The organism is Martinezella rhizogenes, assembly GCF_007002745.1.
Lineage (GTDB): Bacteria > Pseudomonadota > Alphaproteobacteria > Rhizobiales > Rhizobiaceae > Agrobacterium > Agrobacterium cucumeris.
Map to the genome: position 1 here is coordinate 340,637 of NZ_SGNY01000001.1, position 21,933 is coordinate 362,569.

A 21,933-nucleotide genomic window follows, 5' to 3' on the forward strand; every position below is an offset into this window, starting at 1 on the left:
CCGACACGTATTTCCGAAACAAGGATGGCGACATGACAGACCAGATGACAAAACCGGCGGCAATGACCGTTGCGCCGCAGGTAAAGGCCGTGCCCGACACGATGACGGCGGCCTTCGACGAGTTCATGGAGGCCTTCGAGGCTTTTCGCGAAACCAACGACCAGCGGCTCAATGACATCGAACGCAAGATGGGTGCGGATATCGTGACCCGCGACAAGCTCGATCGTATCGACAGGGCGCTCGACGATAACAGAAAGATCATGGACGATCTGGCGCTCAGGAAGGCGCGGCCTGCGCTTGGCCGGAGGGACGCGCCCTCGCACGATGCCGAAGAGCATAAGGCCGCCTTCGAGGCCTATATCCGCCGGGGTGAGGAGGGCGCGCTGCGTGATCTGGAGGCCAAGGCCTTTGCCGGATCGAGCGGCGCGGATGGCGGCTTTCTGGTGCCGACAGAGACGGATGGCGAGATTGGCCGGCGCATGACGGCGATTTCGCCGATCCGGGCGCTCGCCACTGTGCGGCAGGTGTCCACGGCCGTGCTGAAGAAACCCTTCGCCGCCGGCGGACTGGCCACCGGCTGGGTCTCCGAAACCGCGGCCCGTCCCGAGACGGCGACACCGAAGCTGTCTGAGCTTTCTTTCCCGACCATGGAACTCTACGCCATGCCCGCCGCGACCCAGGGCCTGCTGGACGACGCGGCTGTTGATGTCGAGGCATGGATCGCCTCGGAAGTGGATATCGCCTTTGCCGAACAGGAGGCTGCCGCTTTCATTGCCGGTGATGGCGTCAACAAACCCAAAGGTTTTCTCGCCTATACAGCCGTTGCCAATGACAGCTGGAGCTGGGGCAATATCGGTTATGTCGCGACCGGCGTTTCGGCCGGCTTCGCTTCCGCCGGGCCGATGGATGTGCTGCTCGATGCCATCTATGGCCTGAAGGCCGGCCACCGCCAGAATGGCGCGTTCCTGATGAACCGCAAGACGCAGGCGGCGCTGCGCCGTTTCAAGGATACGACCGGCGCTTACCTCTGGCACCCGCCCGCCGCCGCCGGCCAGCCCGCCTCGCTGATGGGCTTTCCGGTAACGGAGGCGGAAGACATGCCGAATGTCGCGGCCAACAGTTTCGCCATCGCCTTTGGCGATTTCCGCTCCGGTTATCTCGTCGTCGACCGCACCGGCGTGCGCATCCTGCGCGATCCCTATTCGGCCAAACCCTATGTGCTGTTCTACACCACCAAGCGCGTGGGTGGCGGCGTACAGAATTTCGAGGCGATCAAGCTGGTGAAATTCGGGGTGAATTGACCCTCGACGGTGCCGCTCGTTTCTTCTCCCCGCCGGGGAGAAGGTGGCCCGAAGGGCCGGATGAGGGGGCAACGTTGCCGGATACCATTACCCTTGCCCCCTCATCCCGCTGCCGCGGACTTCTCCCCCATGGGGAGAAGAAACTTGTTGCACCCGCTCGCTCATCCAGCGCGTAATTGCGTCATCCCCGGAGACCCCATGACCTACGCCCTCATAAATCCGCCGCAGGCGGAGCCGCTGACCCTTGCCGAGGTCAAGGCGCATCTGCGTCTCGACGGCAGCGACGAGGATGCGCTTCTTACAGCGCTGATCCGCACCGCCCGCGAGCATCTGGAGCGCGTGACCGGCCTTTGCCTGCTGCGCCAGACATGGCGGCTTTATCTCGACCAATGGCCGCAGACGGGTGTGATTCCGATTGCCAAGACACCGGTGCAAACCATCGAAACGATTCTGGTTTTTGGCATCGACGGGCGCGAGACCAATATCACCGCCGCTGATAAGTTACTGGACGGCGCGGCCCGTCCGGCGCGGCTGTGGCTGCGCGATCCGCCGGCCCCCGGACGGGTGATGAACGGTATCGAGATCGATTTCATCGCCGGTTATGGCGAAGCCGGGACGGATGTGCCGGATACGCTGAAACGTGCCATGCTGATGCATGTGGCGCAGATGTTTGCCTTTCGCGGCGCCGTTGCCCTGGAAAATCAGCCCGCAGTGGTTCCGGCTGGTTACGAGCGGCTGGTGGCGCCCTTCTGCCGCATGGGGCTTTAAGCCATGAACCTCGTTTTTCTCGACCCCGGTAGGCTGACGGCGCGGCTGGAGCTGGAAATGCGGACGGAGATGCCGGACGGGCAGGGTGGTGCGCTGGAAAGCTGGGCTGTCCTGTGCTCGCTCTGGGCGGCGATCGAACCGGTTTCGGAGGCGTTCCATGAGCGTGCCTCGGCCGAGGGCGTGGCGATCACCCATCGCGTCTGGCTCACCTGGCGCAGCGATATCGCGGCCGGCATGCGCTTTCGCAAGGGCCGGCGCATTTTGGGCATCCGCACGGTGATGGATCCGGACGAGACCCGCCGCTTCATCGTCTGCCGCTGCGAGGAGGAAAGCCTGTGAGCGCTGCAAACGCACTTCTGAAGGCGGTTTTTGCGCGGTTGACGGGCGATGGAGTGCTGATGGCGCTGACATCAGGCGGCATCGTCGACCGGCTTCTGCCGCGCGCGCTTATGCCCTGCATCGTCATCGGCGAAATTGACAGCCGGGATTATTCGACCGCGACGGAAAAGGCCGAGGAACATGTCCTGTCGCTGGAAATCTGGAGCGACGCCGCCGGCCGCAAACAGGCCGGCGAAATCACAGAGCGGGTGAAAACCCTGCTCGACGATGCCGCCCTGCCACTCGCCAATGTCTCGCTGGTCAACCTGCAACTGCGCTCCTGCCGCTCGCGGCGCGAAGCAAAGTCACGGAATTTCATCGCGGACATGCGTTTCCGCGCGGTAACGGAATGAGCCTCTTTCAGGAACCCTGCCTGCGCATGGTCTTCCAGAGTACGAGCAGCAGCACAAATGAAATGCCGATCAGCACGGAAGCGATGGTCAGCATGGCCGAAACCCCGCCGCGATCCAGCGCCAGCGTGAAGATAACAGGCGCAAAGGCGATGGCGAGGTTCTGCGGCAGGGAAATGCGCGCGGCCTGAAGGCCATATTCTTCCGGCGAAAACACCGCCAGCGGCAACACGGCCCGGCTGACGGTGAGCACGCCCGCCCCAAAACCGAAGAATACGATAAAACCGATGAAAGCCGGCATGGCCGGCGCAAAGGCCAGCAGCAGCAGGAGCGACACGAGCAGCAGACAGAGGCCGATCATGGCGGTGACGAACGGGTTGCCGTGTTTGCCAAGCAGGAAATCCAGCCCGCGCGCGGTGATCGCAAGCACGCTGCGGGCGGATGCCAGCTGCACGGCCAGCGATTGTGTTGCCCCTGCCTGGACCAGCAGCAAGGGCAGCAGCGGCGACAGGCCGAAGGTCGTAAACGCGCTGATCGTCGTCATTGCGGCCAGAAGCATGAAGGCGCGGCGTGTATCGACGGGCGGGCGCGAAGCCCCGGTCACCTCCCGCGACACCGCGGCCTTGCGGGCCGGTCGCCCGGGAAGCACGAAGACGTAGAGGGGCAGAAGCACGAGGAGTTGGAGACCGGCATAGGCGACAAGCGTGCCGCGCCAGCCGAGATGCTGGTCGGCAAGCGCAGTGACCGGTAGGAAAACCGCCGCCGAAAGCCCGGTAAACAGCATCAGCAGCGTCAGCAACCGGCCGCTTTCCGCCCCGACGCGCTCCACCACAGCGGCATGGGCGGCCGTCGTCAGGCCACAGGTGGCGGCAAAACCGATCACGGCCCAGCCGAGCAGATAACTTGTCACGCCGCCCGCAAAGGCGAGCACGGCAAAACCGGCGGCAAACAGCAATGAACCCGCCACAAGCACGGGTGCCGCGCCGTGGCGCACCAGCGTTCTTCCCAGAAGCGGACCGCAGAGCGCGCTGATCGTCATCATGACGGTGAGGCCGGCGAAAACCACCTCGTTGGCGATGGCCAGTTCCTGCCCGATCCGCGGGCCGAGCACGGCCAGCATGTCGAACCCGCTGCCCCAGCTGATGATCTGCCCAACCGCAAGCACGCCGATAAGGCGCGCGCGGGACGGGAAGGGAGCGGCTTCGGACATGATGAAAATCAGGGGTGCGGAATGCGGAGAAACAATTGGTAGCAGGCCCATTGCGGCCCGGCAACATCAATCGAAACGGTAAGGAGAACAACATGGTGGCGCAGAAGGGCAAGGACCTGCTGCTGAAGATCAACAATGCCGGTTCCTATGTGACCGTGGCGGGACTGAGAACAAAGCGGCTGGCCTTCAACGCGCAGGCCGTGGACATAACCGATGGCGAAAGTGCGGGGCGCTGGCGCGAGCTTCTGGCCGGCGCCGGCGTTCAGCGGGCGTCGCTGACGGCATCCGGCATCTTCAAGGATCAGGCGAGCGACGCATCGGTACGCGGCGCGTTTTTTGCCGGCAGCATTCCGGGCTGGCAACTCCTCATCCCCGATTTCGGTACCGTGACCGGGCCGTTCCAGATCGTCGCGCTCGAATATTCCGGTCGCCACGATGGCGAGGTGCAATTCGAGATCGCGCTGGAATCGGCCGGTCCTCTCACATTCGGAGCACTGTGATGCCGCAGGGTTTGCGTTACGGGCGGGCGAACCGCCATCGCGGCGAGATCGAGGCGCTGATCGACGGTGAAAGGCGCATTCTCTGCCTGACGCTCGGGGCGCTGGCCGAACTCGAAACCGCTTTTCAGGCCGATGATCTCACCGCGCTCGCTGAACGCTTTGCGACCGGCCGCATGAAGGCCGCCGATATGATCCGGGTCATCGGCGCCGGCCTGCGCGGCGCGGGCAATGTGTTTTCCGACGAAGACGTGGCTGCGGCAACCGTGGAGGGCGGCATCGCCAGCCATGCCGCGATCGTCGCCGATCTTCTGACCGCCACCTTCGGCGGCCCGAAAGGAGAAACACAGCCGGACCCTTGAGTGCCGCAGCAGGCGAGGCGAGACCCCGTCCTTTCCCCTGGGAGGCGGTCATCCATGCCGGCTTCTGCCTGCTGCGGCTTTCCTCCGAAACCTTCTGGCGGCTGACGCCAAGGGAATTTTTCGCGATGACGGGTGGCGCACGCGCCATCTCCCGCAGCCCTGATCGTCAGGCGATGGAGGCGATGATGCGGCTGTTTCCGGACGGGTGAGGCGGACTTGTCTCGTTGCGGAAGCGGGGCGTTTTTTTTCGTGAAAACGGCCAGACAATTCAAAAACATATCGTTCCGAGTTGAATCAGAAAGGCAAGCGCGATGGCAGGCGAAGGATCGATTGCGGAGAACCGCGAGGAGGCGGAAGCGCTTGCGGATGTGATGGGCGATCTCGAAAAGCGCTCCGAGCGGTTCGGGGCGGCGCTGACATCGGCCTTGCAAGCGGCAACAACGGGCGGCAAGGGGCTGGACGAGGTGCTGCGCGGGCTTGGAGAACGCCTGTCGGGCATTGCGCTTTCCGCCGGGTTGAAGCCGCTGGAGAACATGATCGGCAATGCCGTCGGCGGGCTTTTGAACGGCGGCGGCTCGTTGTTTGCCTTTGCCGATGGCGGGGTGCCGGGGCGCAGCATCACGCCCTTTGCTGATGGCGGCGTGGTTTCCAGCCCCGCCTTTTTTCCGATGGGCGGTGGGCTGGGCTTGATGGGCGAGGCGGGAGCGGAAGCCATCCTGCCGCTGAAACGTGGCTCGGATGGCGCGCTGGGTGTCGCCGCACCGGCGGGCGGTGGTGGTGCGCAGATCGTCTTCAACGTGACGGCCACCGATGCAGCGAGTTTTAGAAAAAGCGAAGGCCAGATCGCCGCCATGCTGGCCCGCAGCGTCGGGCGCGGCCAGCGCGGTTTGTGACGTAGCGACCCTTTCAACACAGCAAAAAGATTCGTGGAACAACGACATGACGGCATTTCATGAAGTGCGGTTTCCGCTGCGGCTGGCGCTTGGTGTGAGCGGCGGGCCGGTGCGGCGTACCGATATCGTCAATCTGTCCAATGGGCGCGAGAGCCGCAACCAGCGCTGGAAGAATGCGAGGCGCGCTTATGATGCCGGGTCCGGCATCCGCTCGGTGGCCGATCTTTATGAGGTGCTCGGCTTTTTCGAGGCGCGGCGCGGTGAGCTTTATGGTTTCCGCTTTCGTGACCCCGTCGATTGCAAATCCTGCCCGCCGGGCGGGACACCTGCCGCCACAGATCAGAGGATCGGCACCGGCGATGGCGCAACCGCACAGTTTCAGCTGGTGAAGACCTATGCCGATGCCGGCGGTGCCTTGATCAGGCGGGTGGAAAAGCCGGTCGAGGGCTCTGTCCTCGTTTCCGTCGAGGGGGTGAAGGTCCCGCCTTCGGATGTGTCGGTGGATCATCTAACCGGCATCGTGACGTTTCGTGCCGGCAAGGTGCCACCTGCAGGTGCGGCGATCCGGGCGGGTTTCGAATTCGACGTGCCGGTGCGCTTTGCGATCGATCGCATCGACGTCAACCTCACCGCCTTCGAGGCCGGCCGCATTCCCTCCATTCCCTTGATGGAAATCCTGCCATGAAAACCGTTCCTCCGGCCCTTGCCACGCATCTGCAGGGCGATGCCACCACCACCTGCCATTGCTGGAAGGTGACGCTGAAGGATGGCGTTGTGATCGGCTTTACCGACCACGATGAGACGTTATCCTTTGCCGGCACGGCCTATCTGGCCGCCAGCGGTTTCGGGGCGAGCGACAGCGACAGCGAAACCGGGCTGGGCGCGAGTGCCGGCGAGGTGGCGGGCGGTTTTTCCAGCGAGGCGATTTCGGAAAGCGATCTGGCCGCCGGGCGTTTCGATGGCGCGAGAGTGGAGCTTTTTCTCGTCAACTGGCAGACGCCGGATGAGCATGTGCTGCTTTCCATGCGCGAGATCGGCGAGGTGACGCGGGCGGGCGGGGCGTTTCACGCCGAGTTGCGCAGCCTTGCCCATCGCCTCGGCCAGCCGCAGGGCCGGGTCTATGGGCGGCGTTGCGATGCCGCACTGGGTGACCGGCGCTGCGGCGTCGATCTTTCGCGGTTCACCGGCAATGGCCGCGTGGTGGCGGTGGATGCGGTGGGCAACCTGCTGGTCTCGGGGCTTGATGCTTTCGCCGATGGTTTCTTTAGCCGGGGGAAGTTGCGGTTTTTGAGCGGCGTGCTCGCCGGCAGGGGTTTCGATCTCGACGGTCATGTGCGACGCGACGGCGGCGCGCTTCTGTCCTTCTGGCTCGCGCCGGAACGCATGCCATTGCCGGGAGACGGTTTTTCCATAACCGCCGGCTGTGACAAGAGTTTCGCCACGTGCCGAACGAAATTCGCCAATCACCTGAATTTCAGGGGCTTCCCGCACCTGCCGGGGGCGGATTTCGCCTATTCTTACGCCAGCGGCGGCCAGACCCATGATGGCAAGGCACTATTTCCATGAACAATACCGGAGAAAAAGTACTGGCGCTGGCGCAGGGCTGGCTGGGCACGCCTTACCGGCACCAGGCCTCCTTGCGGGGTGTGGGCTGCGATTGCCTCGGCCTGGTCAGGGGCATCTGGCGTGAATTGTACGGCGCCGAGCCGGAGCTGTTGCCGCCCTATGCGCCTGATTGGGCCGAACGCGGCGGTGAAGACCGGCTGATGGCGGCGGCGAAGCGTTACTTTCTTGCGGTGCCTGATATGGACGAGGCGAGGCCGGGAGACCTCTTGCTGTTTCGCTGGCGGGCCGATGCGGCGGCGAAACATCTCGGCATTCTCGCCGAGCCTCAGCATTTCATTCATGCCTATGAACAGGCGGCGGTGGTGTGTTCGGCACTGGTGCCGGGCTGGAGACGGCGCGTGGCGGGCGTCTTCCGTTTTCCCGATCCCTGATATTTTTCGAGGCAAGCATGGCGACCATAGTTTTTCAGGCGGCGGGTGCGGCGCTCGGTGGCATTTTCGGCCCCGTGGGTGCCATTATTGGCCAGGCGGCCGGTGCGCTGGCGGGCAATACCGTCGACCGTGCCCTGCTTTCCAGCGGCCGCACCGTATCGGGCGCACGGCTTTCGACGGCGCGTATTCCGGGGGCGGATGAGGGAGCGGCGATCAACCGGCTTTACGGAACGGCAAGGATCGGCGGTACGCTGATCTGGGCGACGCGGTTTGAGGAAATCGTCGAGGTGGAGCGGCGGGGCGGCAAGGGCAATCGCGGCCCGAAGGTGGAGACTTTTCGTTACTTCGCCAATCTCGCCATTGGCCTCTGCGAAGGCGAGGCGGCCATGGTGCGGCGCATCTGGGCCGATGGACGCGAAGTTGATCTCACCGGCATCGAGATGCGGTTTTATCCCGGCAGCGAAACGCAATTGCCGGATCCGCTGATTGAGGCGAAACAGGGCAGCGGCAATGCGCCTGCCTTTCGCGGGCTGGCCTATGTGGTCTTTGAACGCCTGCCGCTCGACGACTATGGTAATCGTATTCCGCTGATGCAGTTCGAAGTCGTGCGGCCCGTTGGCCGGCTGGAAAAATCGATCCGCGCCATCACCGTCATTCCAGGGGCAACGGAGCATGGTTACGCCACGGTGCCGGTTTCCGAGCGCACCGGCATGGGACAAAGCCGTGTGATGAACCGCAACGGCCTGACTGCAGCGACCGACTGGCAGGCGGCCATCGACGAATTGCAGGCGCTTTGCACCAACCTGCAAAGCGTGGCGCTGGTGGTGAGCTGGTTCGGCACGGATATGCGGGCGGGCGAGTGCCGCATTCTGCCCGGCGTTGAAGTGGCGGCCCGCGATGGCGAAACGGTGCCATGGTCGGTTGTCGGCCTTTCGCGTGGTGAGGCGCATCCGGTCAGCCATCATGGCGGCGGCCCGGCCTATGGCGGCACGCCTGATGATGAAAGCGTGCTGCAGGCGATAGCCGACCTGAAGTCTCGTGGATTGAAGGTCTGCCTTTATCCCTTCGTGATGATGGACGTGCCCGCCGGCAATGGTCTGCCGGATCCCTATGGCAAGGGTGAACAGGATGCTTATGGCTGGCGCGGGCGCATCACCTGTTTTCCCGCACCCGAAAGGCCCGGTTCTCCCGACCGCAGCGCTACGGCGCGCCGGGAGGTCGAGCGGTTTTGCCACCGCGATGAGGGTTATCGCCGTATGGTGCTGCATTATGCGGCGCTTGTGGCGAAAGCGGGCGGGGTGGATGCTTTCCTGATCGGCTCGGAGCTGCGCGGGCTGACGCGCCTGCGCGATAAGAACGATGCCTTCCCCTTTGTGGAGGAGCTGGTGCGGCTGGCGGGTGATGTGCGCGCCATCATGGGACCGGCGGTGAAGCTGACTTATGCGGCGGACTGGAGCGAATATTTCGGCCATCAGCCGGCGGATGGTTCGGGAGATGTCTTTTTCCATCTCGATCCGCTCTGGGCGAGCCCTGATATCGACGCCATCGGTATCGACAATTATATGCCGCTGTCCGACTGGCGCAACGAGGATGCCGCAAACGGCAATCCGGATGGCATGACTGGCCCGGATGATGCTGACGCTTTCCGACGCGCCATCACGGCAGGTGAGGGTTTCGACTGGTATTATGCCAGCAATGCCGACCGCGCGGCGCGGCGACGCACGCCCATTACCGACGGGCTGAAGGGCAGGCCGTGGGTCTTCCGCTACAAGGACATCGGGAATTGGTGGGGAAACCGCCATTACGACCGGGTGCGGGGCGTGGAGAAACCCACGCCGACGCTCTGGGTGCCGGGCTCGAAACCCATCTGGTTCACCGAACTCGGCTGCCCGGCGGTGGACAAGAGCGCCGCGCGCCCGAATGTCTTTCCTGATCCAAAATCGGCGGAAAACGCCTTTCCCTATTTCTCCGGCCGGAACCGGGCAGACAGCCAGCAACGGCGGTTTCTGGAAGCGCATCTCGACCATTGGGATCAGGGCGATACGGCGATGGTGGATAAAAACCGGGTCTATCTCTGGACCTGGGATGCGCGGCCCTATCCCGCCTTTCCGCAGAATGGCGCGGTGTGGAGCGATGGCGGCAACTGGCGCACCGGCCATTGGCTGAACGGCCGGCTGGGCACGGCGACACTTGCCGATACCATCGCTGCGATCCTGACCGATCACGGCTTTCCCGCTTTCGACGTCTCCGCCGTCAGCGGCGACATGACCGGTTATGTGCAGGGTGATGTGACCTCGGCCCGCGCCCTGCTGGAGCCGCTGATGGCGGCGTTTCAGCTGGATGTGGCAGAAGACGGCGGCACCCTGCGTTTCCGCTCCCGCAACACGGCGGTTTTGCCGGTCCGGGATATTTCCGTGCTTGCCGATCTCGATGGCGAGCCGCTCTGGTCGGAAAATCGCGGCCATGACAGCGATTTTGCGGCTGAAGTCATGCTGACCTCGTTCAACCCGGCGCTCGATTACGAACAGGCTGGCGCGCGTTCCCGTCGTATCGACAATGCCGGCAGCCGGGTGATGCGGCTCGACCTCAACGCCGCCTTGCCGACGGAAACGGCGGAGGCCGCCGTCGAGGCGGTGCTGCGCGACAACCGTCAGGCGCGGCGCACAGTGCGTTTTGCCCTGCCGCCCACCGATATTGCCCTCGAACCCGGCGATTGTATCCGCCTGCCGGACGGCGCTTTTCCACAGGCGCCGGCAGGCCGGTTTCTGGTCAGCCGGATCGAGGATGGCGCGGTGCGGCAGGTGGAGGCACGCGCCTTTTCCGCTGCCCTTTCCGCTTTTACCGGCATGGTGGATGAGCGGCGCGTTGGCAATGCAAGCGGTGCCGAGGGGTTTGCGCCGGAAGTGCTGTTTCTCGACCTGCCGCATCATGATGGCGTCGCGCCGGAGCATTCGGCGAGGATCGCAGCCTTCGCAAGGCCATGGCGGCCGATCCTCGTTTCCGCATCCTCCGGCACGGAAGGTTACAGGCAACGCGCCGTGCTCGACCAGCCGGCCATGATCGGCGCGCTGGCGATGCCGCTTTTGCCCGGCCCTTCGGGCCGTTTCGACCGGACGAATGCTGTCCTGATCGACCTGGCTTTCGGCGGGCTCGCCTCGGCAAACGAGCTGTCGGTGCTGAACGGTGAAAACCGCATCGCCATCAAGGCCGCAAACGGCGTCTGGGAGATCGTCGCCTTCGCAAAGGCCGAAGAAATTGCGCCCTCGCGCTGGCTGCTCTCCAGCCTCCTGCGCGGACTTGCGGGCACGGAAGATGCGTTGGCCGCCGGCGCGCCGGCAGGCGCACCGGCGGTGATGCTGGATGCGGCGGTGCAGCCGCTCGGCCTTGCCGTTGGCGAACGGGGACGGCGGCTGAACTGGATCGTCGAGGCGGCGGGAAAAGCCGGCGCTTCGGCCGGGCCTTTCGCCTTCGAGGGTGGATTGCGGGCGCAGATGCCGCTTTCCCCGGGCATCTTTCCGGCGAGCGGAAAAAGGATGGCGTGCTGATCCGATGGAAACGCCGGAGCCGGATGGAGGCCGATGGCTGGGATGCGAGCGACATCCCGCTGGACGAGCCTTTCGAGCGATACCGTGTCGAGGTGCTGGAAGGTGAGGCCGTCAAACGAGTGTCGGAGGTTTCCGAACCCCGCTGGTTTTACCCTGTCGCAGCCGAACTCACAGATTTCCCGGTCCTGCGGGATCACATTTCCGTGCGTGTCCGCCAGCTCGGTCGCGCGGTGCCTCTGGGAGTGGTGGCGCAAGCCTTTCTCCCGCTCTGACAACTGCCTGAAAAACAACGCAAAGGATGAGAGAATGGACAGTACCAAGGCATGGTATCAATCACGTACCATCTGGGGCGCGCTGATTGCGGTTTTTGCGCCGCTTTTCAGCATTGCCGGCCTCGATCTGCCGGCCGGCCTGCACGGTGAGCTGGCGGAAGGGCTGGTAACGGTGGCGGGCGGAATTGGTGGCCTGATTGCACTTTATGGCCGCCTTTCGGCAACCCGCGCCATCCGCTGACGATAATCGCTGCAGCAGAACCCCCGCCGCGGCTCCTGGCGGCGGGGGCAGCATTCATTTGCCATTCAGACGCTTTGCGCTACATATTCGGTCACAATAAGGTTCGAGACGCACCCGGTTTTTGGAAGTTTGTAGAATGGCATCACCTCTCATCATCGCGACGCTTGCAGCCGGGCTTTCCGGTTTCACGGCGCCCGAGGCTGATCAGCAGGGCCACTACATTCTGGCTGCCAGCGATTGCGGCGCAGCCGTCGCCCGTGTTGTACGCGAAACCGGTGGCCAGCTTCTTTCGGTCTATCCTTCCGGCGACGGCCAGTCCTGTGTCGTCACCGTTCTCGTCCAGGGCAATGGCGAGCGCCCGCGCAAGGTAACGATGCGCGTGCCGATGTAGCTTGCCCGCATCGCCGAAATATCGGAAAACAATCCGAGACACTTAGCATGACCGGAACGCAGGCGGGCCGGGACACAGGAAAGGGCGGACAATGCGTATTCTCGTTGTTGAGGATGATGCCAATCTCAATCGTCAGCTGACCGACGCGCTGAAAGAGGCCGGTTATGTTGTCGATCAGGCATTTGACGGCGAGGAAGGGCATTATCTAGGCGATACCGAACCCTATGACGCCATCGTCCTCGATATCGGCCTGCCGCAGCTGGATGGCATCACCGTCGTTGAAAAATGGCGTGCGGCCGGCAAGGCCATGCCGGTCCTCATCCTCACTGCCCGCGACCGCTGGAGCGACAAGGTGGCTGGCATCGATGCCGGCGCCGATGATTACGTGACCAAGCCTTTCCATGTGGAAGAAGTGCTTGCCCGCGTGCGCGCGCTCATCCGCCGCGCCGCCGGCCACGCTTCCTCCGAACTGGTCTGCGGTCCGGTCCGGCTCGACACCAAATCCTCCAAGGCGACCGTCAATGGCACGACGCTGAAGCTCACCTCGCACGAGTTCCGCCTTTTGTCCTATCTCATGCATCACATGGGCGAAGTCGTCTCGCGCACGGAACTGGTCGAACATATGTACGATCAGGATTTCGACCGCGATTCCAACACGATCGAGGTGTTTGTCGGACGTTTGCGCAAGAAGCTCGGGGTTGATCTGATCGAGACGATCCGTGGTCTCGGTTACCGGATGCAAGCGCCGGCAGATGCGAAGTAATTCTCTCACCGCCCGCGTTCTGCTGCTCGCGTCCGCCTGGTCGGCGCTGGCGCTGGTGGTGATCGCCGTCGTTATTTCGACGCTTTACCGGCAGGGCGTGGAGCGCAGCTTCACCGATCTTCTGCGGGCGCAGCTCTATAACGTCATCAATTCCGTGACGATTTCCAACGAAAATACGCTGGCCGGCAGCCCGCAGCTCGGCGATCTCCGGTTTTCGCAGCCCGATACCGGTTGGTACTGGGTGGTGGAGCCGCTCGGCAATTTCCAGACTGCGCCGCTGGTGTCTTCCTCGCTCGGCGTGTCGACGCTGCCGGTGCCGAGCATTCTCGACGCCCCCTTCGACAACAGATACGAGCGCTTTTATGCCGTCACCGACGAGGCCGGCAACAAGGTGCGTGTGGCGGAAACGGAAGTCGTGCTGGACGGGGAGGGCCGGGCGGCCCGTTTCCGTGTTTCCGGCAATCTGAATGTCGTCGAAGACGATGTCCGTGATTTTTCCAACAGCCTCTATCTGGCGCTGGCCGTCTTTGGTGTCGGCAGTCTGGTCGTCAACGGTCTGGCCATTCTCTACAGTCTGCGGCCGCTTGATCAGGCCCGTGTGGCGCTCGGCAAGATAAGGGGCGGGGAGGCGGAAAGCCTCGAAGGTGAATTCCCGCGTGAAATCCAGCCGCTCGCCAATGAGGTCAATGCGCTGATCGACAGCAACCGCCGACTGGTGGAGCGTGCCCGCATGCAGGTCGGCAATCTCGCGCATTCGCTGAAAACGCCGATTGCCGTGCTTTTGAACGAGGCCCGCACGCTGGAGCCGCAGCATGGTGATCTGGTGCGCGCGCAAGCCGATGCCATGCAGGCGCAGGTGCAATCCTATCTCTCCCGCGCCCGCATCGCCGCCCAGCGCGGCTCGATCCTTGCCCGCGTGGAAGCGGAACCGGCGCTGGAACGGCTGGTGCGTGTGATGCGCCGCCTGAACCCCGAAAAGCAGTTCGTGCTGAATTTCGAGCAACCGGGCGCGGTACTCGGCATGGAGCAGCAGGATCTGGAGGAAGTCGTCGGCAACCTTCTGGAAAATGCCGCGCGTTTTGCGCAGACCAGAGTGGTCGTCACGCTTGCCACCGGCACGCACCCTTCTTCCGATGCCGAAATAGGCCGCCGGTCCTGGGTGGAGCTGACGGTGGAGGATGACGGGCCGGGGCTGGAGCCGGAACAGATCAGCGAAGCGATGAAGCGCGGCCGGCGGCTGGACGAGAGCCGTCCGGGCACCGGGCTCGGCCTGTCGATCGTTTCCGAGGTGGTGTCAGAATACCATGGCCGCTTTTCGCTGTCGCGCAGCGCCATCGGTGGGCTGAAAGCCGATCTGATTTTGCCGGGCCTTTCAAAAGAGCTTGCGTGAAGCAAGAAAAAAGGCAAGAAATTCAATGGCACCATATTGGGTGCAATGCGGTAGAAAAGAGGACAGGGTTTGGTTGACGTGTATGATGGCTGTCGCTCCGTGACGATGCGTTCGCTGGTGTCACGCCCGGCACTTCTCTCGATCCTGTGCGTTTCGATGCTGAGCGCCTGCACCACCACGGGCACGCGCCCGGCCGGTGGCGGCCTGTTCGGCCGCTCGGCACAGCCTTCGACACCTTTCCTTGCCAATCTTGAGGGCGGCATTGTCGGGCGAAGCGGCGTGCAGCTCGACAGGGGCGATCAGACCAAGGCGCTTGAGGCGGAATACAAGGCGCTGGAAACGGCGCCTGTCGGCACGCCCGTTGCCTGGAACGGCGATGACGCCAAGGGCCAGGTGGTCGCCAATGCGCCCTATCAGGTGGGCAATCAGAACTGCCGGCAATATTCGCACAGCCTCACCGTGGATGGACGCGAGACCAAGGTGCGCGGTGCGGCCTGCCGCAATGCCGATGGCAGCTGGTCGCCTTTGACCTGACGGGTTTGACGTAAATCAAGGCCACCGACCTCCGGCAATGACAAGAAGAGGCACGGCGGAACGGCCGAAACAGGGCTTGCGGTGCGGCGTGATGTCTCAAATTCACGTCATCCCCGCGCTTCATGTTTCCATGTGCCGCGCATTCGAGTAATTGAGCCTTATGTTCTGGATTGTCGTTGCGATATTGACGGCGGCTGTCGCCGTCGTCCTGATGTACCCGCTGATGCGGAAGACCGAGGCGCCTGAGACGCGCCGCGACGGTGAGGTTGCCGTTTACCGCGACCAGCTGGCGGAACTGGACCGTGAACGTGCGGCGGGTCTGATCGGCGAAACCGAGGCGGATTACGCCCGCGCCGAAATCGGCCGCCGCCTGCTTGCCGCCGCCGAGGCGGAAGAGGAGCAGGGCAAGCAGGACCGGCCGCGCCGGCACAATCTTGCCGCGAGCCTAATCACTGTTCTTTTGCCCGCACTCGGGCTCTGTCTTTACGTCTGGAACGGCAGTCCGGAAGTGCCGGACATGCCGCTCGAGGCGCGTCTTGAAAAACCCGGCAATGACATGAACCTGCTGGTCGCCCGCGCCGAAAGGCATCTGGCGCAGAACCCGGATGACGGCGCCGGCTGGGATATTCTGGCCCCGATCTATTTCAAGACACTGCGGCTTGGCGATGCCGAGCTTGCCTATCGCAATGCGCTTCGTATTCTGGGGCCAAGCGCCGAACGGCTGACGGGCCTTGGCGAAACGCTGGTGGCTGGCAATGACGGCATCGTCATCGAGGCAGCGCGTGATGCCTTTGCTGAGGCCGAAAAGCTGAAACCCGGCAATCCGCGCGCCCGCTTTTATCTGGCGCTGTCGCTGGAACAGGCGGGCAAGGCGGAAGAAGCGCGCGCGGCCTTTGCGGCGCTGGAGGCCGATGCACCGGCTGGCGCACCCTGGCTGCCGCTGGTTCGCGAACATATTACCCGCACCGGCGGCGAGACGGCCCCAGCCGCGCCCGGTCCGACCGCGCAGGATATGGCGGCTGCGAATGACATGACAGCCACCGACCGGCAGGCGATGATCGAGGGCATGGTGGCAAGCCTCGACGCCAAGCTGAAGGAAAACCCGGCCGATTTTGAAGGATGGATGCGGCTTGTGCGCGCCTATGCCGTGCTGAAGAATGAAGCCAGGGCCGGTGAAGCCCTGAGGGCCGGCCTGCAGGCTTTCCCGCCGGAGGGTGAGCAGGGCCGGCAACTGCTGGCGCTGGCGAAGGAACTGGGCGTTTCCGCCGGGCCGATCCGCACCAACGGGCAACAGGATGCCGCGCCGCAGGGAGTGACGCAATGACCCGCAAACAGAAACGTCTGGCAATCATCGGCGGCGGCATGAGCTTCATCGTTGCAGCCGTGCTGCTCGTCATGTTCGCTTTCGGCCAGTCCATCGCCTATTTTTACATGCCGGCCGATCTGGAAAAGACGCCCGTCAATCCCGGCACCCGCATCCGCCTTGGTGGTCTGGTGGCGGAAGGTTCGATCAAGCGCGGCGAGGGCCGCACGGTGAGCTTCACCGTGACGGATGGCGAGGCCAATGTACCCGTCAGCTACACCGGCATCCTTCCCGATCTTTTCCGCGAAGGGCAGGGCGTCGTGACCGAGGGCGTGTTCGATGTCGCGACCCGTGGCTTCGTGGCTGACAGCGTGCTGGCCAAGCATGACGAGAATTACATGCCGAAGGAAGTGGCCGACCGGCTGAAGGACAAGGGCCTGTGGCAGCATGGCGGTGACGGCGAGAACCCCGCCGCCGCAACGCCATCGGCCGGTGCCGTCTCCACTGACAAGACCGGAGCGACAAAATGATCAACGAGATCGGCCATTATGTTCTGGTTCTGGCGCTTGGCGTGGGGCTCATCGTCTCGACGCTGCCGGTCATCGGCGCGCGCCGCAACGACCGGGCACTGATGGATGTCGCCTCGCTTGGCTCCGTCATGATGTTCCTGCTGGTGGGTTTTTCCTTCGCGGCGCTGACGCGGGCCTATGCGGTCTCGGATTTCTCCGTGCGCAACGTCTGGGAAAACTCCCATTCGCTGATGCCTATGCTCTACAAGCTGACCGGCGTGTGGGGAAACCATGAAGGCTCCATGCTCCTCTGGCTGCTCATTCTGGTGTTTTTCAGCGCGCTCGTCGCCGCCTTCGGCCGCAACCTGCCGGAAACGCTCAAAGCCAATGTTCTGGCCGTACAGGCCTGGATTTCCGTCGCCTTCCTGCTGTTTATCCTGCTCACCTCCAATCCGTTTCTGCGTCTGTCACCGGTGCCGGCCGAGGGGCAGGACCTGAACCCCATCCTTCAGGATTTTGGCCTCGCCATCCACCCGCCGCTGCTTTACCTCGGTTATGTCGGCTTTTCGGTCTGCTTTTCCTTCGCCGTTGCGGCGCTTTTGGAAGGCCGCATCGACGCCGCCTGGGCGCGTTGGGTAAGGCCCTGGACGCTCGCCGCATGGACTTTCCTGACCGCCGGCATCTCCATGGGCTCCTACTGGGCCTATTATGAACTCGGCTGGGGCGGCTGGTGGTTCTGGGATCCGGTGGAAAATGCCTCCTTCATGCCGTGGCTGGCTGGAACGGCACTTCTGCATTCGGCGCTCGTCATGGAAAAGCGCGAGGCACTGAAAATCTGGACCGTGCTTCTGGCGATCATGACCTTCTCGCTGTCGCTGCTCGGCACCTTTCTCGTCCGCTCCGGCGTCTTGACCTCGGTGCATGCCTTCGCCACCGATCCGAGCCGCGGCATCTTCATCCTCGGTATTCTGACCATCTTCATCGGTGGAGCCTTAGCGCTCTTTGCATGGCGCGCGCCATCGCTGAAGGTCGGCGGCCTGTTTGCGCCGATCTCGCGCGAAGGGGCACTCGTCCTCAACAATCTCATTCTCACGGTCTCGACTGCCACGGTGCTGATCGGCACGCTCTATCCACTCATTTTGGAAACCCTGACGGGCGAAAAAATCTCGGTCGGTGCACCCTTCTTCAATCTCACCTTCGGCCTGCTGATGATCCCGATCCTGATCGTCACGCCGTTTGGGCCGATGCTGGCGTGGAAGCGCGGCGATCTTCTCGGCGCCTTCCAGCGGCTTTATGTGGCCGCCGCCATTGCAGCCCTTGCCGGGCTGACGCTCTGGTACGTGGAAAATGGCGGCCCGGTACTGGCGGCACTCGGAATCGCCGCCGGTTTCTGGCTGATTTTCGGTGCGTTTGCCGATCTCTGGTATCGCGCCAATTTCGGCAAACTGGCCTTCGGCATCGCATTCCGCCGTCTGAAGGGCCTGCCGCGCTCTGCCTTCGGCACGGCCCTGGCACATATGGGCGTCGGCATTACCGTGCTCGGCATCGTCATCGTCACCACCTATGAGACCGAAACCGTCCTGGAAATGAAACAGGGCATGGTGGCGGAAGCGGGCGGTTACAGCCTCACCTTTGATGGTATCCGCCACGCTGTCGGCCCCAACTTCACCGAGGATCGCGGCCATTTCACGGTGCGCAAGGCGGGGGTTGAGGTGGGCGACGTCTGGTCCTCGAAGCGGCTCTATACCGCGCGGCGCATGCCGACGACGGAAGCCGGTATTCTGACCTTCGGCCTCAGCCAGCTTTATGTCTCGCTGGGTGACCCGATGACCGATGGCGGCATGGTGGTGCGCATCTGGTGGAAACCCTTCATTCTGTGCATCTGGGGCGGCACGCTGTTCATGATGGTGGGCGGCTTCATCTCGCTGTCCGACAGGCGTTTGAGGGTGGGGGCACCAAATCGCAAGGCGAAGCCAGTACGGGCGGCAATGCCGGAGGCGGCGGAATGAGTGTGGCGCTTTCCTCATTCCTGTGCTTGTCACAGGAATCCAGTCGACGCGCGTCTGCGCGGCGGGAGAGTTTTTTCAGCCCAAGGACCTGGGCTGGCTGGATTCCTGTGACAAGCACAGGAATGAGGAAGATCGTGGCGGGGCTTACGCTTCTTCTCGCACTCCTGTTTGCCCCATGGCCCGCCTTCGCCTTCAACCCCGACGAGGTCCTTAAAGACCCCGTGCTGGAACAGCGCGCCCGCAACCTGACGTCTCAGCTGCGCTGCATGGTCTGCCAGAACCAGTCCATCGATGACAGCAACGCCGAGCTTGCGCGCGATTTGCGCGTTCTGGTGCGCGAGCGGCTGGTTCAGGGTGACAGCGACAAGGCCGTCATCGATTACGTCGTGTCGCGTTATGGCGAATTCGTGCTGTTGAAACCCCGCCTCAGCCTTCGCACCGTGCTTTTGTGGGGCGCACCCGTCGGCCTTACCCTTGCGGGCATTTTCGCCGTTTTCGTCTTTTCGCGCCGTCGTGCAACGCAGGAGCGGCCACAAAAACTGAGCGCGGACGAAGAAGAGAGAATCCGTAATCTCATTGAAAAATAACCGGTTTCCATGTCGGCCCCCGGTTCTTTTTCAACATTACGGATTTTTCATTCGTCAGACACTTCGCCGTAAGGTGTTGCCTCCTATATCTTCATCATCCACCGCTTCTCCCCCGGTCAAACGGGCTCCAGTCTGAATGAAGAAAGAAGGTACCAATGTCTCACTCTCAAAACGGACGTTTCTCGCTGAAAACGGCTCTGAAGGCCACGACCGTCGGCGGCCTTGCCGCGCTGATGCTGTCAACCGGCATCGCCGCTCCGATCGCCCATTCGCTTGCAGCACCCGTCGAAGTAACCGCGCCGCAGGTTCCGAGCTTTGCCAATGTGGTTGATGCGGTTTCGCCCGCCGTCGTCTCCGTTCGCGTCCAGTCGAACGTGCAGCCCGCTTCCGATGATTCCAGCAACTTTTCCTTCAATTTCGGCGGCCGTGGTCTCGACCAGCTGCCGGACGATCATCCGCTGAAGCGCTTCTTCAAGGAATTTGGCGGCCCCAATCAGGACCGTTCCGAGCGTGGCCCGAACCGCCACCGTGACGGCAAGGGCCCGCTGCGCCCGGTCGCCCAGGGCTCGGGCTTCTTCATCTCCGAAGACGGTTATGTCGTCACCAACAACCACGTTGTCGATGACGGCTCCGCCTATACGATCGTGATGAATGACGGCACCGAACTGGATGCCAAGCTTGTCGGCCGTGATCCGCGCACCGATCTGGCGCTGCTGAAGGTCGATGTGAACCGCAAGTTCACCTATGTGAAATTCGCCGATGACACCAAGATCCGCGTCGGTGACTGGGTCGTCGCCGTCGGCAACCCCTTCGGTCTCGGCGGTACGGTGACCTCGGGCATTATCTCCGCCCGTGGCCGCGACATCGGCTCCGGCCCCTATGACGACTACCTGCAGATCGACGCTGCCGTGAACCGTGGTAACTCCGGTGGCCCCGCCTTCAACCTCAACGGTGAAGTGGTCGGCATCAACACCGCCATCTTCTCGCCTTCCGGCGGCAATGTCGGCATCGCCTTCGCCATCCCCGCATCGGTCGCCAAGGACGTCATTGCCGACCTGCAGAAGGACGGCAAGGTCGAGCGCGGCTGGCTCGGCGTGCAGATCCAGCCCGTCAGCAAGGATATCGCCGAATCGCTCGGTCTTTCCGAGGCAAGCGGCGCACTCGTTGTCTCGCCGCAGTCCGGCTCGCCGGGCGACAAGGCCGGCATCAAGCAGGGTGACATCATCACGGCCGTCAATGGCGAGCCGGTCAAGGATGCCCGCGACCTGTCGCGCCGCATCGGTGGCATGGCCCCCAACGCCAAGGTTGAAATCTCGCTCTGGCGCGGTGGCAAATCGCAGTCGGTAACCGTGACGCTCGGCGATCTCGCAAGCGACGACGCTTCCAAGGCGACGCCCAGCCAGAACGACGACAAGGGCGGTCAGTCCTCCAGCGAGAAGGTGCTCTCCAGCCTCGGCCTGACGGTTTCGCCCGCCGATGACGGCAACGGCCTTGCCATCACCGATGTCGATCCCGACAGCGATGCTGCCGCCCGCGGCCTGAAGACCGGTGAGAAGATCACCTCGGTCAACAACCAGCAGGTCGCTTCCGCCGCCGATATCGAGAAGATCCTCGAGCAGGCCAAGAAGGACGGACGTTCCAAGGCGCTGTTCCAGATCCAAACGGACGACGGCAGCCGCTTCATCGCGCTGGATATCGACCAGGGTTGATAGGTTGACAGGCGATGCCGGTTCTTTGGGGAGCCGGCATCGCATCTCGCTCTCGAGACGGGGCGATTGAATATGGCAGGGCGCTACGGCCCGTTTTCTTCTCCCCGGCGGGGAGAAGAAAGGACCCGCAACGCCGGTCCAGGCAGTATCGCGGAGGAAACCTCATGGAAAACAAGGTTCAGGAAATGTCTGTCGCATCTCTTTCCGGTTGTGCGGAAAAGGGCGAGGGCGCTATTGTCCCGCACATGAAGATTCTTGTCATTGAAGACGACCTAGAGGCTGCGGCCTATATGACCAAGGCGTTCCGCGAAGCCGGGATCGTCGCCGATCACGCGAGCGACGGTGAGAGCGGCCTGTTCATGGGCTGCGAGAACGCCTACGACGTCATGGTGATCGACCGCATGTTGCCGCGCCGCGACGGGCTTTCCGTCATAAGCGAGCTGCGCCGTCGCGGCATCGAGACGCCGGTTCTGATCCTCTCCGCGCTGGGGCAGGTGGATGACCGCGTCACCGGCCTGCGCGCCGGCGGCGATGATTATCTGCCGAAGCCCTATGCCTTTTCGGAATTGCTTGCCCGCATCGAAGTGCTGGGCCGCCGCAAGGGCAAGCCCGAGCAAGACATGGTCTACCGGGTCGGTGATCTCGAACTTGACCGCCTGTCGCATGATGTCCGTCGCGGCGGCAAGGAAATCCTGCTGCAGCCGCGCGAATTCCGCCTGCTGGAATATTTGATGAAAAATGCCGGCCAGGTGGTCACCCGCACCATGCTCTTGGAAAACGTCTGGGATTATCATTTCGACCCGCAGACCAATGTTATCGACGTGCATGTCTCCCGTCTGCGCTCGAAGATCGAGAAGGACTTCGAGAAGCCGCTGCTGAAGACCATTCGCGGTGCCGGTTACATGATGAAGGACGAGGGCTGAT

Annotated in this window: 23 protein-coding genes and 1 pseudogene; 23 read left to right on the plus strand and 1 reads right to left on the minus strand. The window is 63.2% G+C overall.

All coding sequences use genetic code 11. The annotated features are described in order from the left end of the window. Positions 1-32: 32 nt before the first annotated feature. The 4 genes from EXN68_RS01745 to EXN68_RS01760 all read left to right on the plus strand — a co-directional run bounded on the left by EXN68_RS01745 (position 33) and on the right by EXN68_RS01760 (position 2,800). Positions 33-1,301 carry a phage major capsid protein gene (locus EXN68_RS01745; protein ID WP_142839395.1) on the plus strand — a complete coding sequence of 423 codons (1,269 nt, stop codon included), beginning with the start codon at positions 33-35 and terminating at the stop codon, positions 1,299-1,301. A 198-nt stretch (positions 1,302-1,499) separates the two neighbouring features. Continuing rightward, positions 1,500-2,069, plus strand: coding sequence for a head-tail connector protein (locus tag EXN68_RS01750; protein WP_142839396.1), 570 nt, complete (start codon positions 1,500-1,502; stop codon positions 2,067-2,069). Positions 2,070-2,072: 3 nt separating this feature from the next. Beyond that, entirely contained in the window at positions 2,073-2,408 is a 336-nt protein-coding gene (locus tag EXN68_RS01755) for a phage head closure protein (protein WP_142839397.1), read from the plus strand. Then, entirely contained in the window at positions 2,405-2,800 is a 396-nt protein-coding gene (locus EXN68_RS01760; protein ID WP_142839398.1) for a DUF3168 domain-containing protein, read from the plus strand. Before EXN68_RS01755 ends, EXN68_RS01760 begins: the two co-directional genes overlap by 4 nt. 7 nt (positions 2,801-2,807) lie before the next feature. Here EXN68_RS01760 and EXN68_RS01765 read toward each other — a convergent pair whose 3' ends face one another. Continuing rightward, positions 2,808-4,007: an MFS transporter gene (locus EXN68_RS01765; RefSeq protein WP_161991157.1), complete on the minus strand. Its 1,200-nt coding sequence runs from the start codon at positions 4,005-4,007 to the stop codon at positions 2,808-2,810. A gap of 92 nt (positions 4,008-4,099) precedes the next feature. On the opposite strand from EXN68_RS01765, the gene EXN68_RS01770 reads away from it, so the two are divergent. The 19 genes and pseudogenes from EXN68_RS01770 (at position 4,100) to EXN68_RS01860 (ending at position 21,932) form a co-directional block, all read left to right on the plus strand. Then, positions 4,100-4,507: a phage major tail protein, TP901-1 family gene (locus EXN68_RS01770; protein WP_142839399.1), complete on the plus strand. Its 408-nt coding sequence runs from the start codon at positions 4,100-4,102 to the stop codon at positions 4,505-4,507. Next, positions 4,507-4,866, plus strand: coding sequence for a gene transfer agent family protein (locus EXN68_RS01775; RefSeq protein ID WP_142839400.1), 360 nt, complete (start codon positions 4,507-4,509; stop codon positions 4,864-4,866). Before EXN68_RS01770 ends, EXN68_RS01775 begins: the two co-directional genes overlap by 1 nt. Continuing rightward, the gene (locus EXN68_RS01780; protein ID WP_046798666.1) at positions 4,863-5,075 is read left to right on the plus strand and encodes a rcc01693 family protein; all 213 of its coding nucleotides are present in this window, start codon (positions 4,863-4,865) and stop codon (positions 5,073-5,075) included. Before EXN68_RS01775 ends, EXN68_RS01780 begins: the two co-directional genes overlap by 4 nt. 102 nt (positions 5,076-5,177) lie before the next feature. Then, a complete protein-coding gene (locus EXN68_RS01785) occupies positions 5,178-5,759 on the plus strand; it encodes a phage tail tape measure protein (protein WP_142839401.1) in 582 nt (193 codons plus the stop codon). A gap of 46 nt (positions 5,760-5,805) precedes the next feature. Then, the gene (locus tag EXN68_RS01790; RefSeq protein WP_142839402.1) at positions 5,806-6,444 is read left to right on the plus strand and encodes a TIGR02217 family protein; all 639 of its coding nucleotides are present in this window, start codon (positions 5,806-5,808) and stop codon (positions 6,442-6,444) included. Then, entirely contained in the window at positions 6,441-7,325 is an 885-nt protein-coding gene (locus EXN68_RS01795; RefSeq protein WP_142839403.1) for a DUF2163 domain-containing protein, read from the plus strand. Before EXN68_RS01790 ends, EXN68_RS01795 begins: the two co-directional genes overlap by 4 nt. After that, positions 7,322-7,756 carry a C40 family peptidase gene (locus EXN68_RS01800; protein ID WP_142839404.1) on the plus strand — a complete coding sequence of 145 codons (435 nt, stop codon included), beginning with the start codon at positions 7,322-7,324 and terminating at the stop codon, positions 7,754-7,756. Before EXN68_RS01795 ends, EXN68_RS01800 begins: the two co-directional genes overlap by 4 nt. A 17-nt stretch (positions 7,757-7,773) precedes the next feature. After that, a pseudogene (locus EXN68_RS01805) lies at positions 7,774-11,573 on the plus strand (baseplate multidomain protein megatron). Positions 11,574-11,607: 34 nt separating this feature from the next. Then, positions 11,608-11,814 (plus strand): hypothetical protein, encoded by a 207-nt coding sequence (locus EXN68_RS01810; RefSeq protein WP_046798673.1) that lies wholly within the window; start codon positions 11,608-11,610, stop codon positions 11,812-11,814. Positions 11,815-11,950: 136 nt separating this feature from the next. Next, entirely contained in the window at positions 11,951-12,205 is a 255-nt protein-coding gene (locus EXN68_RS01815; protein ID WP_035218215.1) for a hypothetical protein, read from the plus strand. 91 nt (positions 12,206-12,296) lie between these two features. Beyond that, the gene (locus tag EXN68_RS01820) at positions 12,297-12,968 is read left to right on the plus strand and encodes a response regulator transcription factor (RefSeq protein WP_003509815.1); all 672 of its coding nucleotides are present in this window, start codon (positions 12,297-12,299) and stop codon (positions 12,966-12,968) included. Further along, positions 12,958-14,358, plus strand: coding sequence for a sensor histidine kinase (locus EXN68_RS01825; RefSeq protein WP_046798674.1), 1,401 nt, complete (start codon positions 12,958-12,960; stop codon positions 14,356-14,358). The genes EXN68_RS01820 and EXN68_RS01825 overlap by 11 nt, the downstream gene beginning before the upstream one ends. 105 nt (positions 14,359-14,463) lie before the next feature. Then, complete coding sequence (locus EXN68_RS01830) at positions 14,464-14,892, plus strand: hypothetical protein (RefSeq protein WP_142839927.1); 429 nt, start codon at positions 14,464-14,466, stop codon at positions 14,890-14,892. Between the two features lie 160 nt (positions 14,893-15,052). Further along, on the plus strand, positions 15,053-16,216 hold the full coding sequence (ccmI, locus tag EXN68_RS01835) for a c-type cytochrome biogenesis protein CcmI (protein WP_161991210.1): 1,164 nt from the start codon (positions 15,053-15,055) through the stop codon (positions 16,214-16,216). Beyond that, the gene (gene ccmE / locus EXN68_RS01840) at positions 16,213-16,725 is read left to right on the plus strand and encodes a cytochrome c maturation protein CcmE (RefSeq protein ID WP_142839406.1); all 513 of its coding nucleotides are present in this window, start codon (positions 16,213-16,215) and stop codon (positions 16,723-16,725) included. The genes ccmI and ccmE overlap by 4 nt, the downstream gene beginning before the upstream one ends. Beyond that, on the plus strand, positions 16,722-18,713 hold the full coding sequence (locus EXN68_RS01845) for a heme lyase CcmF/NrfE family subunit (protein ID WP_142839407.1): 1,992 nt from the start codon (positions 16,722-16,724) through the stop codon (positions 18,711-18,713). Before ccmE ends, EXN68_RS01845 begins: the two co-directional genes overlap by 4 nt. Before the next feature lie 122 nt (positions 18,714-18,835). Continuing rightward, positions 18,836-19,300, plus strand: a complete 465-nt coding sequence (locus EXN68_RS01850; protein WP_161991158.1) for a cytochrome c-type biogenesis protein — start codon at positions 18,836-18,838, stop codon at positions 19,298-19,300. Between the two features lie 155 nt (positions 19,301-19,455). Next, complete coding sequence (locus EXN68_RS01855) at positions 19,456-21,009, plus strand: Do family serine endopeptidase (protein WP_142839409.1); 1,554 nt, start codon at positions 19,456-19,458, stop codon at positions 21,007-21,009. Between the two features lie 164 nt (positions 21,010-21,173). Continuing rightward, on the plus strand, positions 21,174-21,932 hold the full coding sequence (locus EXN68_RS01860; protein ID WP_035218197.1) for a response regulator transcription factor: 759 nt from the start codon (positions 21,174-21,176) through the stop codon (positions 21,930-21,932). The last annotated feature ends 1 nt before the right edge of the window (position 21,933 follow it).

Coding starts and splice junctions, on each gene's coding strand:
- EXN68_RS01745 (WP_142839395.1), top strand. CDS start 33: ATGACAGACCAGATGACAAAACCGGCGGCAATGACCGTTGCGCCGCAG.
- EXN68_RS01750 (WP_142839396.1), top strand. CDS start 1,500: ATGACCTACGCCCTCATAAATCCGCCGCAGGCGGAGCCGCTGACCCTT.
- EXN68_RS01755 (WP_142839397.1), top strand. CDS start 2,073: ATGAACCTCGTTTTTCTCGACCCCGGTAGGCTGACGGCGCGGCTGGAG.
- EXN68_RS01765 (WP_161991157.1), bottom strand. CDS start 4,007: ATGTCCGAAGCCGCTCCCTTCCCGTCCCGCGCGCGCCTTATCGGCGTG.
- EXN68_RS01770 (WP_142839399.1), top strand. CDS start 4,100: ATGGTGGCGCAGAAGGGCAAGGACCTGCTGCTGAAGATCAACAATGCC.
- EXN68_RS01775 (WP_142839400.1), top strand. CDS start 4,507: ATGCCGCAGGGTTTGCGTTACGGGCGGGCGAACCGCCATCGCGGCGAG.
- EXN68_RS01785 (WP_142839401.1), top strand. CDS start 5,178: ATGGCAGGCGAAGGATCGATTGCGGAGAACCGCGAGGAGGCGGAAGCG.
- EXN68_RS01790 (WP_142839402.1), top strand. CDS start 5,806: ATGACGGCATTTCATGAAGTGCGGTTTCCGCTGCGGCTGGCGCTTGGT.
- EXN68_RS01795 (WP_142839403.1), top strand. CDS start 6,441: ATGAAAACCGTTCCTCCGGCCCTTGCCACGCATCTGCAGGGCGATGCC.
- EXN68_RS01800 (WP_142839404.1), top strand. CDS start 7,322: ATGAACAATACCGGAGAAAAAGTACTGGCGCTGGCGCAGGGCTGGCTG.
- EXN68_RS01810 (WP_046798673.1), top strand. CDS start 11,608: ATGGACAGTACCAAGGCATGGTATCAATCACGTACCATCTGGGGCGCG.
- EXN68_RS01815 (WP_035218215.1), top strand. CDS start 11,951: ATGGCATCACCTCTCATCATCGCGACGCTTGCAGCCGGGCTTTCCGGT.
- EXN68_RS01820 (WP_003509815.1), top strand. CDS start 12,297: ATGCGTATTCTCGTTGTTGAGGATGATGCCAATCTCAATCGTCAGCTG.
- EXN68_RS01825 (WP_046798674.1), top strand. CDS start 12,958: ATGCGAAGTAATTCTCTCACCGCCCGCGTTCTGCTGCTCGCGTCCGCC.
- EXN68_RS01830 (WP_142839927.1), top strand. CDS start 14,464: ATGCGTTCGCTGGTGTCACGCCCGGCACTTCTCTCGATCCTGTGCGTT.
- ccmI (WP_161991210.1), top strand. CDS start 15,053: ATGTTCTGGATTGTCGTTGCGATATTGACGGCGGCTGTCGCCGTCGTC.
- ccmE (WP_142839406.1), top strand. CDS start 16,213: ATGACCCGCAAACAGAAACGTCTGGCAATCATCGGCGGCGGCATGAGC.
- EXN68_RS01845 (WP_142839407.1), top strand. CDS start 16,722: ATGATCAACGAGATCGGCCATTATGTTCTGGTTCTGGCGCTTGGCGTG.
- EXN68_RS01850 (WP_161991158.1), top strand. CDS start 18,836: ATGAGGAAGATCGTGGCGGGGCTTACGCTTCTTCTCGCACTCCTGTTT.
- EXN68_RS01855 (WP_142839409.1), top strand. CDS start 19,456: ATGTCTCACTCTCAAAACGGACGTTTCTCGCTGAAAACGGCTCTGAAG.
- EXN68_RS01860 (WP_035218197.1), top strand. CDS start 21,174: ATGGAAAACAAGGTTCAGGAAATGTCTGTCGCATCTCTTTCCGGTTGT.